Annotated in this window: 11 protein-coding genes; 5 read left to right on the forward strand and 6 right to left on the reverse strand. The window is 53.9% G+C overall.

All coding sequences use genetic code 11. The features are described 5' to 3' along the window. Positions 1 to 19 precede the first annotated feature (19 nt). The 4 genes from purB to EDF78_RS04105 all read left to right on the forward strand — a co-directional run bounded on the left by purB (position 20) and on the right by EDF78_RS04105 (position 5,037). Entirely contained in the window at positions 20 to 1,390 is a 1,371-nt protein-coding gene (gene purB / locus EDF78_RS04090; RefSeq protein ID WP_095921367.1) for an adenylosuccinate lyase, read from the forward strand. A gap of 207 nt (positions 1,391 to 1,597) precedes the next feature. Further along, positions 1,598 to 2,272, forward strand: coding sequence for a two-component system response regulator PhoP (gene phoP / locus EDF78_RS04095; RefSeq protein ID WP_095921366.1), 675 nt, complete (start codon positions 1,598 to 1,600; stop codon positions 2,270 to 2,272). Positions 2,273 to 2,298: 26 nt separating this feature from the next. Further along, positions 2,299 to 3,756: a two-component system sensor histidine kinase PhoQ gene (gene phoQ / locus EDF78_RS04100; RefSeq protein WP_095921365.1), complete on the forward strand. Its 1,458-nt coding sequence runs from the start codon at positions 2,299 to 2,301 to the stop codon at positions 3,754 to 3,756. Positions 3,757 to 3,915: 159 nt separating this feature from the next. Then, on the forward strand, positions 3,916 to 5,037 hold the full coding sequence (locus EDF78_RS04105; RefSeq protein WP_133822632.1) for a cupin domain-containing protein: 1,122 nt from the start codon (positions 3,916 to 3,918) through the stop codon (positions 5,035 to 5,037). Positions 5,038 to 5,304: 267 nt separating this feature from the next. On the opposite strand, the gene EDF78_RS04110 is transcribed toward EDF78_RS04105, so the two are convergent. The 6 genes from EDF78_RS04110 to lolC form a co-directional block, all read right to left on the reverse strand. Then, on the reverse strand, positions 5,305 to 5,931 hold the full coding sequence (locus EDF78_RS04110; RefSeq protein WP_133822633.1) for a hypothetical protein: 627 nt from the start codon (positions 5,929 to 5,931) through the stop codon (positions 5,305 to 5,307). A 208-nt stretch (positions 5,932 to 6,139) separates the two neighbouring features. Continuing rightward, the gene (gene pepT / locus EDF78_RS04115) at positions 6,140 to 7,369 is read right to left on the reverse strand and encodes a peptidase T (RefSeq protein WP_133822634.1); all 1,230 of its coding nucleotides are present in this window, start codon (positions 7,367 to 7,369) and stop codon (positions 6,140 to 6,142) included. Between the two features lie 154 nt (positions 7,370 to 7,523). Then, complete coding sequence (cobB, locus tag EDF78_RS04120) at positions 7,524 to 8,354, reverse strand: Sir2 family NAD+-dependent deacetylase (RefSeq protein ID WP_119826453.1); 831 nt, start codon at positions 8,352 to 8,354, stop codon at positions 7,524 to 7,526. A gap of 50 nt (positions 8,355 to 8,404) precedes the next feature. After that, the gene (gene lolE, locus EDF78_RS04125) at positions 8,405 to 9,655 is read right to left on the reverse strand and encodes a lipoprotein-releasing ABC transporter permease subunit LolE (RefSeq protein ID WP_037037364.1); all 1,251 of its coding nucleotides are present in this window, start codon (positions 9,653 to 9,655) and stop codon (positions 8,405 to 8,407) included. After that, positions 9,655 to 10,359, reverse strand: a complete 705-nt coding sequence (gene lolD, locus EDF78_RS04130) for a lipoprotein-releasing ABC transporter ATP-binding protein LolD (protein WP_112291103.1) — start codon at positions 10,357 to 10,359, stop codon at positions 9,655 to 9,657. Before lolD ends, lolE begins: the two co-directional genes overlap by 1 nt. Then, positions 10,352 to 11,554: a lipoprotein-releasing ABC transporter permease subunit LolC gene (gene lolC, locus EDF78_RS04135; RefSeq protein WP_119826455.1), complete on the reverse strand. Its 1,203-nt coding sequence runs from the start codon at positions 11,552 to 11,554 to the stop codon at positions 10,352 to 10,354. The genes lolD and lolC overlap by 8 nt, the downstream gene beginning before the upstream one ends. 238 nt (positions 11,555 to 11,792) lie before the next feature. Here lolC and mfd point away from each other — a divergent pair, with 238 nt between their 5' ends. Then, a complete protein-coding gene (gene mfd / locus EDF78_RS04140) occupies positions 11,793 to 15,236 on the forward strand; it encodes a transcription-repair coupling factor (protein WP_133822635.1) in 3,444 nt (1,147 codons plus the stop codon). Positions 15,237 to 15,302 lie beyond the last annotated feature (66 nt).

A 15,302-nucleotide genomic window follows, 5' to 3' on the forward strand; every position in this document is an offset into this window, starting at 1 on the left:
ATCCCAGGAGTTGCTACCGATGGAATTATCCTCACTGACCGCCGTTTCCCCCGTTGATGGACGCTACGGTGATAAAGTCAGCGCGCTGCGTACTATTTTCAGCGAATTTGGCCTGCTGAAATTCCGTGTGCAGGTTGAAGTACGTTGGCTGCAAAAACTGGCAGCCTGTGCAGAAATCAAGGAAGTTCCTGCTTTTGATGCCGACGCAAACGCTTTCCTCGACCAGATCGTGGCGAATTTTGATGTTAATGACGCACAGCGCATTAAAGATATCGAAAAAACCACCAACCATGACGTCAAAGCGGTTGAGTACTTCCTGAAAGAAAAAGTGGCCGCCATCCCTGCCCTGCACGCGGTGTCTGAATTCATTCACTTCGCCTGTACCTCTGAAGATATCAATAACCTGTCCCACGCGCTGATGCTGCAAACCGCACGTCAGGACGTTGTGCTGCCGTACTGGAAGCAGATTATTGATGCCGTGAAAGATCTGGCGCACAAATACCGCGACATTCCGCTGCTGTCCCGTACCCACGGCCAGCCTGCAACGCCATCCACGATCGGGAAAGAGCTGGCTAACGTCGCGTACCGTATGGATCGCCAGTTTAAGCAACTGCAGAACGTCGACATCCTCGGCAAAATCAACGGTGCCGTGGGCAACTACAATGCGCACATCGTGGCGTATCCGGAAGTGAACTGGCATCAGTTCAGCGAAGAGTTTGTCACGTCGTTGGGCATTACCTGGAACCCGTACACCACCCAGATCGAGCCGCATGACTACATCGCCGAACTGTTTGACTGCGTGGCGCGTTTCAACACCATCCTGATCGACTTCGACCGCGACATCTGGGGTTACATTGCCCTGAACCACTTCAAGCAGCGCACCATCGCGGGCGAAATCGGTTCGTCTACCATGCCGCACAAAGTGAACCCGATCGACTTCGAAAACTCCGAAGGTAATCTCGGTCTGTCCAATGCGGTATTGCAGCATCTGGCCAGCAAACTGCCGGTTTCCCGCTGGCAGCGCGACCTGACGGATTCCACCGTGCTGCGTAACCTCGGCGTGGGTCTGGGCTACGCGCTGATTGCATATCAGGCCACCATGAAAGGCGTCAGCAAGCTGGAAGTGAACGAAGCCAATCTGGCGAATGAACTGGATCACAACTGGGAAGTGCTGGCGGAGCCAATCCAGACCGTGATGCGTCGTTACGGCATCGAAAAGCCTTATGAGAAGCTGAAAGAACTGACCCGCGGCAAACGTGTTGATGCGGCCGGGATGCAGGCCTTTATCGATTCTCTGGAATTACCGGAAGACGAAAAAGTACGTCTGAAAGCCATGACACCGGGTAACTACATTGGTCGCGCCACCACCATGGTTGACGAGCTGAAGTAAGTTTTTACCCTGTTATATTCAGGTGGCGGCCTCAGGGTCGCCTTTTTTATGCCGTCTCTGACGGAAGCCGTTTATAATTCGTTTAGGTTCTGTTGAGGTTTGACGCGCCCGCGTTGACCTCAGGTTGATTAAAATGTTTCTGAATCATTTACCATTGCCCTCAGAATATTTAAACCATTTTCCGCGCTGTCAGGATAAGGAATCACCATGCGAATTTTAGTTATTGAAGATAACGCTCTGCTCCGTCATCACCTTTCGGTTCAACTGCGGGAAATGGGCCATCAGGTCGATGCAGCAGAAGACGCGAAAGAAGCAGACTATTTTTTGCATGAACACGCGCCGGATATCGCCATTGTCGATCTCGGTTTGCCGGGTGAAGATGGTCTGAGTCTGATCCGCCGCTGGCGCAGCCATCAGACCAATTTGCCGATTCTGGTGCTCACCGCCCGTGAAAGCTGGCAGGATAAGGTCGCGGTGCTGGAAGCCGGTGCTGACGATTACGTCACCAAACCTTTCCATCTGGAAGAAGTGCTGGCGCGTATGCAGGCGCTGATGCGCCGTAACAGCGGCCTTGCCTCCCAGGTGATCACGCTGCAACCTTTCCAGATTGATCTGTCACGCCGTGAACTGACGGTTAATGAGCAGCCAATCAAACTGACCGCGTTCGAATACACCATTATCGAAACGCTGATCCGCAATGCCGGTAAAGTGGTCAGCAAAGACTCACTGATGCTTCAGCTTTATCCTGATGCTGAGCTGCGTGAAAGCCATACCGTCGATGTACTGATGGGCCGTCTGCGTAAAAAATTACAGGCAGAACATCCGGTTGACGTGATCACGACCGTACGCGGTCAGGGTTACCGCTTCGACATTCGTCCGTAATCACCGGCATGTTCAAAGGACGCTTCATGAAAGGACGTCGTACCCGGAAACCGTTCTCCCTTCGCGTCCGCTTTATGATGGCGACCGCTGCGGTGGTGCTTGCCCTGTCGCTGGCCTACGGGCTGGTGGCGGTGGTCGGCTATATGGTGAGTTTCGACAAAACGGCCTACCGTTTGCTGCGTGGCGAAAGTAACCTCTTCTTCAGCCTCGCCCAATGGCGTGATGGAAAACTTTCCATCAATGTCCCGCCGGATCTCGATCTGAATACGCCGACACTGGTGTTTATCTATGACGGCAAAGGCAAACTGCTGTGGGCCGAGCGGCGCATTCCTGAGCTGGAAGCGCATATCGACAAAGCTTGGATGAACAAACCGGGCTTCTACGAACTGGATACCGACACGCAAATCAGCAGCGAAGTGCTGGGCAATAACCCGCAGGCGCAGGACAAGCTGAAGGATTATGACGACACCGACGCCAATGCGATGACCCACTCCATTGCGGTGAATACCTACAATGCTACCTCGCGCCTGCCCGCGCTGAACATTGTGGTGGTCGATACCATTCCGCAGGAATTGCAGCGTTCGGATCTGGTCTGGGAATGGTTCAGCTATGTGCTGCTGGCAAACCTGCTGCTGGTCGTGCCGCTGCTCTGGCTGGCGGCATACTGGAGCCTGCGGCCGATCAAAGAGCTTATCCATCAGGTCGCCGAACTGGAAACGCACGAACGTGAATCGCTGGATGAAAACCCGCCCCGCGAACTGCGCGGACTGGTGCGTAACCTGAATATCTTGTTGCATGGCGAGCGTGGCCGTTACGATCGTTATCGCACCACACTGGCGGATCTGACGCACAGCCTGAAAACGCCGCTGGCGGTATTACAGTCCACCCTGCGCGCCCTGCGCAATGGCAAACAGACCACGATAGAAGAAGCGGAACCGGTGATGCTCGAGCAAATCAGCCGCATCTCTCAGCAGATTGGTTATTACCTGCATCGTGCGACGCTACGTTCTGAACAAAACCTGTTGATCCGTGAAGTGCATTCCGTACCGGCAATTCTGGACGGATTGTGCTCGGCGTTGAACAAGGTGTACCAGCGCAAAGGCGTGGTGATCACCGTGGACATTTCGCCGGAAATCACCTTTGTCGGTGAGAAAAATGACTTTATGGAAGTGATGGGTAACGTCATCGATAACGCCTGCAAATATTGTCTGGAGTTCGTCGAAATCAGCGCCGTACACACTGAAAACCAGCTTGTGATTTTGATTGAAGACGACGGTCCGGGCATTCCGGAAAGTAAACGTGAAGTGATTTTCCAGCGCGGACAACGTGCCGATACGTTGCGTCCGGGGCAAGGACTCGGGCTTTCGCTGGCTAACGACATCATCGAACAGTACGACGGCAAAATTATCATCGGCGACAGCCCGCTCGGCGGTGCCAGCATGCGCGTCTGTTTTGGCCTGCAACAGGGTATCGATCTGGAGTAGCGTTTTATCTGCCCATTTTGCCAGCATATTTCGGCGCAATCTTAGCCATAGTGCGAAATTTGCTGGCAATTGCCCAACTCAGCCGCAACACCTTCCGTTATAATCCTTTACAGACACGCCTCTTCTTTATCACCCTCCATTTAATGCAAGGGAAATACTATGGATTACCAACTCGACCTAGACTGGAATGATTTCCTGCAGCGTTACTGGCAAAAGCGCCCTGTCGTATTAAAGCGCGGCTTTAAAAATTTCGTCGATCCGATCTCTCCGGACGAACTGGCCGGTCTGGCGATGGAAAATGAAGTGGACAGCCGTCTGGTCAGCAATCACGACGGTAAATGGAATGTCAGCCACGGGCCTTTTGAGAGTTATGATCATCTGGGCGAAACCGGCTGGTCGGTACTGGTTCAGGCGGTCGATCACTGGCACGAACCCTCTTCCCATCTGATGACGCCGTTCCGCCATATCCCGGACTGGCGCATGGACGATTTAATGATTTCCTTCTCGGTGCCCGGCGGTGGCGTAGGCCCGCACCTTGATCAGTACGATGTCTTTATCATTCAGGGCACCGGCCGTCGCCGCTGGCGTGTGGGCGAGAAAGTCGCCATGAAACAGCATTGCCCGCACCCTGATTTGCTCCAGGTCGAGCCGTTCGACGCCATTATTGACGAAGAGCTGGAACCCGGCGATATCGTCTACATTCCGCCGGGTTTCCCGCATGACGGTTATTCGCTGGAAAACTCCCTCAACTATTCTGTCGGTTTCCGTGCACCAAACGCCCGTGAAATGGTCAGCGGTTTTGCCGATTACGTGCTTTCCCGCGAACTGGGCAGCCATCGTTACAGCGATCCGGAACTGGTTGAACGTGAGCATCCGGCTGAAGTCCAGCCTGCGGAACTGAATAAACTGCGTTCCATGATGCTGGATCTGATTGGTAACCCGACGCACTTCAACAGCTGGTTCGGTGAATTTATTTCCCAGTCCCGCCACGAACTGGATCTGGCGCCGCCGGAGCCGCCTTATCAGGCCGGTGAAATTTATGAGTTGCTGGACTCCGGTGAAACGCTGGAGCGGCTGGGTGGCCTGCGCGTGCTGCGCGTCGGGGATACCTGCTACGTCAACGGCGAAGCCATGACCACGGAATACATCGCTGCGGTGGACGCCATTGCCCGTCACAAAACTGTGACCAAAGAAATGCTGGGCGATGCGCTGGATGACCCATCCTTCCTCGCGTTGATCTCTGCGCTGGTCAACAGCGGTTACTGGTACTTTAACGACTGAGAGTAAGCGATATTTACTTTTCTTATTTCATACAGGGTGCTTCGGCGCCCTGTATTTATTAATAACCCTTCTATTTTATTGACTAATATTCTGGCCAGAAATAATAAAGTAACAGCATGAGTCATTCAGGTTTTTCCAATTTTATCATCACACGATAATTAACTCCCCACACTCTATTATTTGACAGACCTGCATTTTTTCACCACTGTCAAAAAAACAAACCAGACAGGAAACATCTTTATTGCCGGGTTTTATCACCCGGCAAATTTACCGAAGTTTTAGCAGGCGTTTAACGGGATTAAGGTTCAGTGATTTGGCATGTAAACTTATTTTCAGTGCGACATCTTTATCTCTGAGATAATTACAGGCTATCCCAACACGTTTAGGGGTGCAGGGTAAAAAACCACCGTGCATACAACCAAAGGCTTTAGCGCGAAACGGTGAACCGACAAGCCCCGCGTTGATGACACGACTGACAATATCAGCGCAATTCTTCCCAACGGTACGAAATGATGATCCCCCTGCTTTATGACAAATGTCATGCCAGGCTATTTTCATCGCACTTTCATCCAGGTTTATTAACCCGTAAATCACATCGGGAGCATTACCTTCTGTATGGGCGTCAGAGCGATACGTTGTTGTACTTGTATTTCCCTGACAACTAATTCTTGAAGGATATTTACCAAACATGATTTTTTTATCTTCGGTTTGTGGCCACCAGCTGACATAAGGACTGGTCTCCTGAATATCGCCAATAAACATTGACGCATGCCCTACATTCCCTCCGTCAGGATACCAGATTAAAACCCAGGCATTATAGTGAGTTCCTCTGTTCTCATTCGGGATGCGGGACCTGACCACATTACGCAACGATAAAACATCTTTTAATTCCATTAACTATAATCCGTAGAAATAAAAGAGGTATTTTACATGAGGGAATAAATGAGGAAAAATACAAAATATGGATATAAATCCTCGATATATTATAAGTTATTATTGATTATTAAATTAATAATAACATCAGAGATAATACATTGATAATAAAGAATAAAAAAGGCTTTATATCATCGGGATTCTAATGATATAAAGCCGCGACAATCCGTTATTTCGCTTTATTTGCTGTCAGCTCAGCAATACGCATAATCACTGACACCGCTTTTTCCATCCCTTCGAGCGTGACGAATTCATGTTTGCCGTGGAAGTTATAACCGCCGGTAAAAATGTTCGGGCACGGTAAACCCCGGAAGGAAAGCTGCGCGCCGTCCGTACCGCCGCGGATAGGCTTCATGATCGGCTCAATGTCACAGTCTTTCATCGCCTGCTGCGCCAGCGCGATAATATGCGGATGTTTGGCCACTTTATCGCGCATGTTGTAATAGTGGTCGTCGAGCGTCACTTCGATGTAGCAATCGCGATGCAACCCCTTGCCGACCACATGGGCGACATCAATAATTTTTTGCTTACGGGCTTCGAACTGGGTTTTGTCGAAGTCACGGATGATGTAATGCATTTCCGCGCGCTCAACGTTGCCCTTGATGGTCGTCAGGTGATAGAACCCTTCGTAACCCTCAGTATGTTCTGGTGTTTCTTCCACAGGCAATTCGTTGTGGAAACGCGTCGCCAGCGACAGGGCATTGACCATCACCCCTTTGGCACTGCCCGGATGCACGTTGTTACCGACAATTTTGATCGTCGCAGAGGCCGCGTTAAAGTTCTCAAACTCCAGTTCCCCCACCCCGCCGCCATCCACGGTATAAGCCCATTCTGCGCCAAAGGCCGGTACATCAAAACTCTGCGCACCCTTACCGATTTCTTCATCTGGCGTGAACGCGATACGCACCGGCCCGTGCGGAATATTACTGTCCTTCAGCCGCACCATCGCGGTAATGATTTCGGCAATGCCGGATTTATCGTCTGACCCCAGCAAGGTTTTGCCGTCGGTGGTAATGATCGTGTGGCCGAGAAGCTGATGTAACACGGGGAACATTACCGGTGATAAAATTTCGTCGCCATTTCCCAGTGCAATATCGCCGCCGCGATAATTTTCCACAATTTGCGGATTAACGTGTTTGGCCGTGAAATCAGGCGCGGTATCCAGATGGGAAATAAAACCAATCACCGGTACCTTCCAGGCCACGTTTCCCGGCAAGGTTGCCATCACGCAGCCTTTATCGCTGAGCGTTACCTGTGAAAAACCCAGTTCAGTCAGTTCATTACGCAGTGCCTGCGCCAGCTTGAGTTGCCCGTCGGTGCTGGGCGTATGTTTAACATTGGGCTTAGATTGGGTATCGAAAGAAACATAATGAAGAAAACGATCAAGCAACTTATTCATTTGGGTATCCTCTGGCAGCTGGGTTTTATTATGCGCAGCATGAAAACCGTGAATATTGCGTCAGGTCATTTTTCACCAAGTTTAACGGGATAACGTTATGGGGCAGGCGCAATTTTTTGGCTTTACAGCGGATGAACAGGAAAAAAAGCCCGGTCTACGACCAGGCTTCATCTTTCTTCGTCAGGAATTTATGCACGAATTCCGGCACCACCTGGCTCGCCAGTCCGTAGTGCTTCATATCAAATTCGCTTTCTACCTGGCTTGGCTCAAGATTCAGTTCCACGGCACAGGCACCGCCGATACGCGCCTCGTGAACAAAACCGGCCGCCGGATAGACATGCCCGGACGTGCCGATGGCGACAAAGAAATCGGCTTTTGCCAGCGCATCGTAAATCTCATCCATGCCAAACGGCATTTCACCAAACCAGACAATGTGCGGACGCAGCGGTGCCGGGAACTGGCAGCAGTGACAGCGGTCATCCACACTCAGGTCGCCCGGCCAGTCCAGCACCTGACCCGATTGTGTACAGCGCACTTTCAGCAATTCGCCGTGCATATGGATCACACGGGAGCTGCCCGCCCGCTCGTGCAGATTATCGATATTCTGCGTGACCAGCAGGAAGTTGTCGCCGAGCGCCTCTTCCAGCGTAGCCAGCGCATAATGCGCGGCGTTAGGTTTGAGATCTTCAGCCTGCAACTGGCGGCGGCGTTCGTTATAAAAACGCTGCACCAGTTCAGGATCACGGCGGTAGCCTTCCGGCGTCGCCACATCCTCAACATGGTGTTCTTCCCACAGGCCATCGGCAGCGCGGAAAGTACGGATGCCTGACTCGGCGGAAATCCCTGCGCCGGTCAGCACCACAACAAACGGTTTCTTCAGCGACGCAGCCGCCATCGAATCACGGTGGAAAATATTCGACCGGAACCGCTGATGGCGAATGCGTTTATTTTTGCGAAACCGACACAGACGATGACGTGTGCGCATAACGTGCTCCTTACTCTCTGTGTCTGAATAATACGGTTCTTAAAAAAGGATCACTGGCCGCCACTGAGCACGCGGGCAGGATCGATACGGCTTGCACGGCGTGCCGGATACCAGCTTGCCAGCAAACTCAGCACCAGGGCGGTGACCAGCACACCCGCGACATCCAGCCAGTGCACTTCAGAGGGCAGGAAGTCGATAAAATAAATATCGCCGGACAGGAACTGATGTCCGGTGAGTTTTTGCAAGGCGTTGACGATATTTGTCAGCTGGAAAGCGGCAATCACGCCGATCACCACACCGGCCACGCTGCCGACCAGCCCCGCCAGTAAACCGTACCAGATGAAGACCGCGCGGATAAGCCCGTCTTTTGCGCCCAGTGTGCGCAAAATCGCAATATCACTGCTTTTATCTTTTACCGCCATCACCAGCGTCGAGACGATGTTGAAACAGGCCACGCCGATCACCAGCACCATCGCCATATACATGATAGCGCGGACCATCTGGATATCACGGTACATATATCCGTAAGTCCCGATCCAGCTGCTGATATAAACGTAAGCCTGCGTCACTTCACCGGCGTCGTGCACCAGTTTTTGTGCGGCGAAGACATCGTTCACTTTGATATCAATGCCGGTCACGCTGCTGCCCATGTCCTGATATTGCTGGGCATCGGCCAGCGGCACCATGCCAAGGCTGTGATCAAGCTGACCGCTGAGCTGCAAAATCCCGGCAACCTGCAAACGGATACGTTTCGGTTGCAACAGCTTCATTTCCGGATCGCTGTTGGGGATCATCACCGTCACCCAGTCGCCCTGCTTCACGCCTACGGCATCGGCCACGCCTTTGCCGAGGATCAGCTGCTGCTGACCGGCTTTGAAATTCTGCCATGCGTTGTTCTGCACAAATTTCGGCGCGGCACTGACACGCGGTTCGCTCTGCGGATCCACGCCTTTCAGCTGAATGGCACGCAGTTTGGCACCGTGCTCGATCAGGCCATTGAACTGGATGTAAGGCGCTGCCGCGACAATGCCCGGCACTTTTTCCACCCGATCCAGCACACCCTGCCAGTTGTTAAACGGCTGGTTCACCGGACGGATTTCGCCGTGCGGCACCACCGCCAGTACGCGCTCTTTCAGTTCACGCTCGAACCCGTTCATGGCGCTCAGGCCGACGATCAGCACCGCCACGCCCAGCGCGATGCCTAACGTTGAAATCACCGAAATCAGCGACACCATACCGCTGCGGCGGCGCCCGCGACTAAAGCGCAGGCCAATCAATAATGAAAAAGGAATGCCAGACATTACTTCGCTCCCAGCAACATCGATTCCTGCTGCAGCTTGCCGTCACGCATTTCCAGCTGACGCGTCAGACGGTTGGCCAGTTGCAGGTCATGAGTCACCACCAGAAACGCGGTGCCCTGACGCACATTCAGTTCGCCGAGCAGTTCAAAAATGCTGTCTGCGTTGCGCTGGTCGAGGTTACCGGTCGGTTCATCGGCCAGCACCAGCGAAGGGTTATTCACCAGCGCACGGGCAATCGCCACACGCTGACGTTCACCGCCGGAAAGCTCGGAAGGACGGTGATTGCTGCGGTGTTGCAGCCCAACCGCCTCAAGCATCGCCAGCGCGCGCTCCTGCACTTCGGCAGATTTCTTTTTGCCGATCAGCAGCGGCATCGCCACGTTTTCCAGCGCGGTGAAATCAGGCAACAAATGGTGGAACTGATAAATAAAGCCCAGTTCGCGGTTTCGCAGTTCAGATTTGGCAGAAGATGACATGCTGTTCAGCGACTGACCTTTGAAAATCACTTCGCCGGACGTCGGTGAATCCAGTCCGCCCAGCAGATGCAGCAAGGTACTTTTACCGGAACCGGACGTCCCGACGATCGCCATCATCTCACCCGGCTGCATGGCGAAGCTCACGTCACGCAGTACGTCGGTGTGCATCTTGCCTTCCTGATAAGTCTTACAGAGGTTTTCACACTGCAATAATAAAGAATTACTCATAACGTAAAGCCTCTGCGGGATGGGTGGCAGCAGCGCGCCAGGAAGGATAAAGCGTAGATAATAAGGCGATTGCCATGGCGACCAGCGCAATGACAACGACCTGAACCGGTTCGATATCGACCGGCAGCGACGCGCCATCGAGCATCAGCCCGATAGCCGGCATAATGGTATTCAGCTGAGTGGCCAGCACCACGCCCAGTACGGCACCTAGCAATGCGCCAATCACACCGGCACTGGCGCCCTGCACCATAAACAGCGCCATAATCTGGCGGCGGCTCAGGCCCTGCGTTTGCAGGATCGCGACTTCAGCTTGTTTCTCCATCACCAGTAATCCCAGTGACGTAATGATGTTAAACGCGGCAACGGCGACGATCAGGCTCAGCAACAGCCCCATCATGTTTTTCTCCATGCGCACGGCCTGGAACAGCTCGCCGCGACGCTCGCGCCAGTCTTTCCAGCTGGTACCGTCCGGCAGTTTTTGCGCACTCAGGCTGTCGACGTCCAGCGGTTTGTCGAGGAACAAACGCCAGCCGGTCACGTTACCTTTCGGATAAAGCATCAGGCGTGAGGCGTCCTGAATGTTCACCAGCATCTGGTAACCATCCACTTCGCTGTTGGCGGAGAAGGTGCCGATCACGTTGAACAGGCGCTGGCTCGGGACGCGCCCGACCGGCGTGAACTGGCTGACGCTGGTGACCATCAGACGCAACTGATCACCACGGCGCACTTTTAACTGCTGCGCCAGCTGATCGCCCAGAATGATGTTGTATTTACCGGGTTGAAGTTCCTGCTGGGCAACCCCAATTAAGTATTTCGCCAGCGGATCTTTCTGTTGTGGATCAACCCCGAGCATCACGCCCACCGCGACGCTGCCGGGGCTTTGCAGCACGACATCGCCGGTGGTCAGCGGCACCGCGCGGTTGACACTTTTCAGCGCAGACACCTGATCATGCGTGATTTTCTGTGGATCAAGCGATCCGCCCGGTGTGGTGATTAACGCCTGAGGCATCAGACCGAGAATGTTACCTTCCAGATCTTTCTCAAACCCGTTCATCACGGATAACACGGTGACCAGCGCCATCACCCCGAGAGTGATACCAATGGTGGATAACCAGGAAACAAACCGCCCGAAGCGGTCCGAAGCACGTCCGCGCATGTAGCGCAGACCGATAAATAACGCGACAGGTTGATACATAACATCCGTTTTAAGTGCTTGGCCGCAAATAAGTGCGTGGCGCAGACTAAAGTGATCAAGGATAATAAAGGCTAGCACCGCTTTATGGAACCATTAACCCAAAGTAATCGGTTTAACTTTGTGACGCCGCTGACCCTTTTATACAGACAACGGGTTGACCCCGATTACCCCTGCAAAGCAAGATACGGTCTGCTAATTGGCCTCCGACAGCCGCCAAAACGAGAACTCAAAACAGCCTATGTCTCAAGATTATCGTTATTCGTTGCCTGAACGTCCGGGTGACACCCGCCTGTTAGGCCAGCTCACCGGCTCCGCCTGCGCGCTGGAATGTGCTCAAATCAGTGAACGCCATACCGGTCCGGTTCTGCTGGTTGCGCCTGATATGCAAAATGCCCTGCGCCTGCGCGATGAAATTCAACAGTTTACTGACAACAAAGTCCTGAGTATTTCGGACTGGGAAACGCTGCCGTACGACAGTTTTTCGCCGCATCAGGAAATCATTTCATCCCGTCTGTCCAGTTTGTATCAGCTTCCTACGATGGAACGCGGCATTATCATTCTGCCGGTGAATACGCTGATGCAGCGCGTCTGCCCGCATGAGTTCCTGCACGGCCACGCGCTGGTAATGAAAAAAGGCCAGCAACTGTCGCGCGATAAACTGCGTGCACAGCTGGAACAGGCCGGTTACCGCAGCGTCGATCAGGTGATGGAGCACGGTGAGTTTGCCACCCGTGGCGCCCTGCTCGATTTGTACCCGATGGGCAGCGAAGAACCTTACCGCATTGATTTCTTTGATGATGAAATCGACAGCCTGCGCATTTTTGATGTGGATACCCAGCGCACGCTGACCGAAGTGGATCACATCAATCTGCTGCCCGCCCATGAATTCCCGACCGACAAAAATGCCATTGAGCTGTTTCGCAGCCAGTGGCGCGAAAAGTTTGAAGTGCGCCGCGACGCCGAACACGTTTATCAGCAGGTCAGCAAAGGCACCTTCCCGGCCGGTATCGAATACTGGCAACCGCTGTTTTTCAGTCAGCCGCTGACCACGCTGTTCAGTTATCTGCCGGAGAATACGCTGGTGCTGAACACCGGCGATCTGGAAGCCGCCGCCGAGCGTTTCTGGCAGGATGCCTGCCAGCGTTATGAAAGCCGCCGCGTCGATCCGATGCGTCCGCTGCTTGAGCCGGAAAACCTGTGGCTGCGGGTCGATTCACTGTACAGCGAGCTGAAAGCCTGGCCGCGCGTGCAACTGCGCACCGATTCGCTGCCGAAGAAAGCCGCGAACACCAATCTGAGCTACGAAAAGCTGCCGGACCTCTCCGTTCAGCCGCAGAACAAAACGCCGATGGATAACCTGCGCCGCTTCAATGAAGCTTTTACAGGCAGTCTGGTGTTCTCGGTAGAAAGTGAAGGCCGACGCGAAACACTTCAGGATTTGCTGGCCCGCATCAAGCTGATGCCGACGCTGATTACCCGCATTGAAGAAGCCGACACCGCCGGTCGTTACATCATGATTGGCGCGTGCGAACGCGGTTTTCTCGATGCGGATAAACAACTGGCGCTGATCTGCGAAAGCGATCTGCTGGGTGAGCGCGTGGCGCGCCGCCGTCAGGACAGCCGCCGCTCGATTAATACCGATACGCTGATCCGCAATCTGGCGGAACTGCGTCCCGGCCAGCCGGTGGTGCATGTCGAACACGGCGTCGGCCGTTATCTCGGGCTGACCACGCTGGAAACCGGCGGCATCACCGCTGAATATTTGATCCTGACTTACGCCGGTGAAGACAAACTGTACGTGCCGGTCTCGTCGCTGCATCTGATCAGCCGCTATGCCGGTGGCGCAGACGAAAGCGCGCCGCTGCATAAACTCGGCGGTGAAGCCTGGTCGAAAGCGCGGCAGAAAGCCGCCGAGAAAGTCCGTGATGTGGCCGCCGAACTGCTGGATATTTACGCCCAGCGCGAAGCCAAAAGCGGTTTCGCCTTCAAACACGATAAAGAACAGTATCAGCTGTTCTGTCAGGCTTTCCCGTTTGAAACCACGCCGGATCAGTCACAGGCCATTAATGCCGTGCTGACCGACATGACGCAACCGCTGGCGATGGACCGTCTGGTGTGTGGCGACGTCGGTTTCGGGAAAACCGAAGTGGCGATGCGCGCGGCTTTCCTCGCAGTGTCCAACAACAAGCAGGTTGCCGTGCTGGTCCCGACCACCTTACTGGCGCAACAGCACTTTGATAACTTCCGTGACCGCTTCGCCAGCTGGCCGGTGCGCATCGAAATGATGTCGCGTTTCCGCAGTGCCAAAGAGCAAAACGCCGTGCTGGAAGACGCGGTGGAAGGCAAAGTCGATATTATTATCGGTACGCACAAACTGCTGCAAAGCGACCTGCGCTGGAAAGATCTCGGCTTGCTGATTGTCGATGAGGAACACCGTTTCGGCGTGCGTCACAAAGAACGTATTAAGGCGATGCGCGCGGATGTCGACATTCTGACCCTGACCGCAACGCCTATCCCGCGTACGCTGAATATGGCGATGAGCGGTATGCGCGATCTGTCGATTATTGCCACACCGCCCGCGCGTCGTATGGCGGTCAAAACCTTTGTGCGCGAGTACGACAGCCTGGTGGTGCGCGAGGCGATACTGCGTGAAATTCTGCGCGGCGGGCAGGTTTATTATCTTTACAACGACGTTGAGAATATCGAAAAAGCCTCGCAGCGTCTGGCCGAACTGGTGCCGGAAGCGCGTATTGCTATCGGTCACGGGCAGATGCGTGAACGCGATCTTGAGCGCGTGATGAATGATTTCCACCATCAGCGTTTTAACGTGCTGGTGTGTACCACCATCATCGAAACGGGTATCGATATTCCGACGGCGAATACCATCATTATCGAACGCGCCGATCACTTTGGTCTGGCGCAGTTACACCAGTTGCGTGGCCGCGTCGGGCGTTCACATCATCAGGCCTATGCCTATCTGCTGACGCCGCCGCCGAAAGCCATGTCTGTTGATGCGCATAAACGTCTGGAAGCCATCGCCTCGCTGGAAGACCTGGGTGCCGGTTTCGCGCTGGCGACGCATGACCTGGAAATTCGTGGTGCAGGTGAGCTGCTCGGTGAAGGCCAGAGCGGTCAGATGACCAGCATCGGTTTCTCGCTGTATATGGAATTGCTGGAAAACGCCGTCGAAGCGCTGAAGGAAGGCCGCGAGCCGTCGCTGGAGGATTTAACCACCAGCCAGACGGAAGTCGAAATGCGCATGCCTGCGCTGCTGCCGGAAGATTTCATTCCTGACGTCAATACCCGCCTGTCATTGTACAAACGCATTGCCAGCGCGAAGACCGAAGGTGAACTGGACGAGTTGCGCGTGGAGCTGATCGACCGCTTCGGCACGCTGCCGGACGCCGCGCGCAATCTGTTGCAGATTGCCGTGCTGCGCCTGAAGGCTAAAGAGCTGGGCATCCGGCGTATCGAAGGCAACGAGCGCGGTGGCTTTATCGAATTCGGTGATAAGAACCGTGTCGATCCGGGCTTCCTGATCGGTCTGCTGCAAAAACAGCCGCAGGTGTATCGTCTCGACGGTCCGACCAAGCTGAAGTTTATGTTGGATCTGACTGACCGCCCAAAACGCCTGAAATTTGTCGGTGACATGCTGAGTGAGTTTACTGAGCATCTGATCTGAGACTGACGACGGAAGAAAAGAAAAAGCCCGGTGAATGCCTCATTCACCGGGCTTTTTTACAGGTTC

The sequence above is a fragment of the Rahnella sp. BIGb0236 genome, from assembly GCF_004364755.1.
In the GTDB taxonomy this organism is placed as follows: Bacteria; Pseudomonadota; Gammaproteobacteria; order Enterobacterales; family Enterobacteriaceae; genus Rahnella; species Rahnella victoriana.

Coding starts and splice junctions, on each gene's coding strand:
- purB (WP_095921367.1), top strand. CDS start 20: ATGGAATTATCCTCACTGACCGCCGTTTCCCCCGTTGATGGACGCTAC.
- phoP (WP_095921366.1), top strand. CDS start 1,598: ATGCGAATTTTAGTTATTGAAGATAACGCTCTGCTCCGTCATCACCTT.
- phoQ (WP_095921365.1), top strand. CDS start 2,299: ATGAAAGGACGTCGTACCCGGAAACCGTTCTCCCTTCGCGTCCGCTTT.
- EDF78_RS04105 (WP_133822632.1), top strand. CDS start 3,916: ATGGATTACCAACTCGACCTAGACTGGAATGATTTCCTGCAGCGTTAC.
- EDF78_RS04110 (WP_133822633.1), bottom strand. CDS start 5,931: ATGGAATTAAAAGATGTTTTATCGTTGCGTAATGTGGTCAGGTCCCGC.
- pepT (WP_133822634.1), bottom strand. CDS start 7,369: ATGAATAAGTTGCTTGATCGTTTTCTTCATTATGTTTCTTTCGATACC.
- cobB (WP_119826453.1), bottom strand. CDS start 8,354: ATGCGCACACGTCATCGTCTGTGTCGGTTTCGCAAAAATAAACGCATT.
- lolE (WP_037037364.1), bottom strand. CDS start 9,655: ATGTCTGGCATTCCTTTTTCATTATTGATTGGCCTGCGCTTTAGTCGC.
- lolD (WP_112291103.1), bottom strand. CDS start 10,359: ATGAGTAATTCTTTATTATTGCAGTGTGAAAACCTCTGTAAGACTTAT.
- lolC (WP_119826455.1), bottom strand. CDS start 11,554: ATGTATCAACCTGTCGCGTTATTTATCGGTCTGCGCTACATGCGCGGA.
- mfd (WP_133822635.1), top strand. CDS start 11,793: ATGTCTCAAGATTATCGTTATTCGTTGCCTGAACGTCCGGGTGACACC.